The following is a 2,287-nucleotide window of genomic DNA, read 5'->3' as shown; positions in this document are numbered from 1 at the left end:
GAGCCCGTACCGAGCCCCTCCGCGACCTTCGCCGTCGCCTTCTTCAGCGAGGAGCACACCTGGGGCGTCATCGCGGTGGTCCGGCCGAGCCGCAGTTCCACGGTGTCCCGGGCACCGGAGCCGAGGAAGATCTTGCAGACGCCGTCGAGCGATCCCATCAGCATCACGGCGTCGCGCCCCCCGAAGCGCAGGGCGCTCCGCTTGCCCTCCCCGGTGGCGACCGCGTCCAGCGGCTTGTCCCGCATGGTGACGGTGAGGGTGCCGAACTCGGGGCTGTGGGCGGTGCAGCCCTCCCCGGACATCTGGCTCACCGAGGGCTGTCCGAGGCCGAACCGGACGGAGACCGGCCGCAGCAGCTTGCAGGCGGGGGTGTCGGAGGCGTCGGAGGCGCTCACGGCCGACTCCGGGGTCGAGCAGGACACCAGCCCCAGACCGGCGCAGAGCAGCGCGGCCGCCGTCAGGGCACGCGGGACGGGGTGACGACTCATAGCGTGGTACTCCGTTCTGTTCGATGAGGGCATCTGTCCGATGACGGGAGGAGGGCCGTCCGGCGCGGGCGGCGGCCGGACCATCAGCTCTGGAGGACCGCGCAGGCCCAGTGCATGCCGCGGCCGTTGGCGGCGAGGGCCACGAGGTCACCGGCCGACAGCTCCCCGGCCCGGTGCGTCCGGGCCAGCGAGAACAGGTGGTCGGCCGCGCCGAAGTGGCCGTGGCGGGCGGCCAGTCGCGCGTTGGTGCGCTCCAGCGGGACCCCGACCAGCTCGGCCTGGGCCGCGAGGACGCGGGCGTTGTCGTTGAGCAGCAGCAGCCGGGCCAGGTCCTCCTCGGCGCACCCGGCCTGCCGGCAGGCCCGGTGCACGGCGCGCGCGGTGCGGTCGTCGATCTCCTCGGCGTACGCGGCCAGCCGTTCGGAGTCGTGGTCGAAGTGCTCGACCACGTCCCAGGAGTCGCGTACGGCGGGGGTCTCGCCGCCGGGGGCGAAGGGCCGGCGGGCGCCTCCGACGTCCATCCGGAAGAAGTCGGCGTACCGGCCGTCGGTCTCCGCGTACGAGGAGCGCCAGCGCAGGGTGGGCGCGTCGCGTACGGCGAGGGCGGCCGCCGCCCCGTCGGAGAAGAGCAGCGAGTGGGTGTCGAGCCGGTTCCAGTACGCCTCCACGGTCCGGTTGGCGCCGACCACCAGCGCGGTGCGGTAGCCGGGGTGGGTGGCGAAGCGGCCGGCGACGGTGTCGAGGGCGGTGACCCCGCCCACGCAGCCCTGGTCGACGAGGACCGCCTCGGCCCTGCTCAGGCCCAGCGCCCACTGGACCCGGGCCGCGGCGTCCCAGTACAGATGGTCGGCGAGGTCGGTGAGGGCGAGGACCAGCAGGTCCACCCCGCGCGGGTCGACCCCTTCCAGGGCCTGCCGCCCCGCCTCGACGGCGAGGTCGCTCACGCTGACGGCGGGCGCGGCGCGATGGACGTGGTCGTAGCCGTACCCCAGGACGCGTTCCACGTCCTCGGTGTAGTCGGCCACCACGTCCTTGACCGCGGTCTCCTCGCCGAGGGCCTCGCCGAAGGCCGTCAACCCGTACGCCACGGAACACTCCTCAGGTTCGGTCGATGGACACGGTGAGCCGCTCCGGGTCACGGAGGGCGTCCGCGACGCAGCGCAGGAAGGCGACCGCCTCCCGCCCGTTGACCACCCGGTGGTCGTGGGCGAGCCCGAGGGTGACCACCTCGGTCGCGGTGGGCACGCCGTCGGCCAGGACGAGCCGGGTGAGCGGGCCGCCCACCGAGACCATGCACAACTGCGGCCACATGACGATGGGTTGGACCAGCAGGACGCCGGGCTCCGGGTTCAGGGACACGCTCAGGGCGCCGCCGGACAGCTCGCCCGCGGTGAACTCGCCGCGGTACGCCTTCATCCGGAGGTCCATGAGGTCGTCGGCGAGGTCGGCCAGGGGGCGGGAGGCGCAGTCCCGCAGCACCGGGACGTAGAGGCCGTTCCCGGCGTCCACGGTGACGCCGATGTCGACGGTGTCGGCGAGCCGTACGGTCCGCCCGTCCAGCAGGGTGCCGAAGAGGTGGGGGAACGCGGGGTGCGCGGCGGCCACGGCCTTGACCACCGCCTCGGGCAGTCCGATCTCGGCGCCGGTCTCCTCGGACAGGGCCCGCAGGCGGGCCAGTACCGCGTCGACCCCGACCTCGACGGCGGCGAACGCGGCGGGCACCTCCTGATGCGCCCGGGTGACCACGGCGGCGATGCCCCGCTGGGCCCGGTCGAGCACCTGCGTACGGGCGTCGGGGC

General features: G+C 74.4%; 3 protein-coding genes. All 3 read right to left on the bottom strand.

Features of this window, described 5'->3' with window-relative positions:
* A partial coding sequence (locus SZN_RS36765) for a hypothetical protein (RefSeq protein ID WP_007506104.1) occupies window positions 1-488 on the bottom strand: 488 nt, incomplete at its 3' end.
* An 83-nt stretch (window positions 489-571) separates the two neighbouring features.
* A complete protein-coding gene (locus SZN_RS36760; RefSeq protein ID WP_007506102.1) occupies window positions 572-1,576 on the bottom strand; it encodes a 3-oxoacyl-ACP synthase III family protein in 1,005 nt (334 codons plus the stop codon).
* A 10-nt stretch (window positions 1,577-1,586) separates the two neighbouring features.
* On the bottom strand, window positions 1,587-2,287 hold a 701-nt coding region (locus SZN_RS36755; RefSeq protein ID WP_007506100.1), incomplete at its 5' end, for a 2-oxo acid dehydrogenase subunit E2.

Origin of the sequence: Streptomyces zinciresistens K42, assembly GCF_000225525.1 — a bacterium.
Classification (GTDB): Bacteria; Actinomycetota; Actinomycetes; order Streptomycetales; family Streptomycetaceae; genus Streptomyces; species Streptomyces zinciresistens.
The sequence above is the reverse complement of the archived record's forward strand: the minus strand, read 5'-3'. Positions and strand labels throughout refer to the sequence as shown.